The following is a 404-nucleotide window of genomic DNA, read 5'->3' on the forward strand; positions in this document are numbered from 1 at the left end:
GATGAACGATGTCCGCGTAATAATCCAGCAAATGCATATTCGGAAAGTGTATCTGGAATAGGTGTCACCGCGGCTAGAATTGTGGCAGGATCAGCCCCTAAAGCCACCGCTACCGGAAAAGGTGTAGCTGGATATTTATCACACCACTCTTGAAAATCCAATGCTCCACCCCGATGAGATAACCAACGCATAATCAGCTTATTTTTAGTTAATAGTTGCTGTCGATAAATACCTAAATTTTGCCGCGCCTTAAAAGGTCCCTGAGTAACCGTTAATCCCCATGTAATTAATGGTGCAACATCTTCTGGCCAACAATGCATTATAGGTAGACGAAACAGATCAACATCTTCCCCTTGCCAAATCTGTTCTTGGCAGGCGGCCGACTTGAGTCTTTTAGTTGGCAT

General features: G+C 44.3%; 1 protein-coding gene. It reads right to left on the reverse strand.

The window, feature by feature from the left end; genetic code table 11:
* Nucleotides 1-404: UbiD family decarboxylase domain-containing protein (locus tag EVJ21_RS15270; RefSeq protein WP_201739997.1), on the reverse strand; the 404-nt coding region annotated here is incomplete at both ends.

The organism is Exiguobacterium sp. SH0S2 (assembly GCF_004337185.1).
GTDB lineage: Bacteria > Bacillota > Bacilli > Exiguobacteriales > Exiguobacteriaceae > Exiguobacterium > Exiguobacterium aurantiacum_A.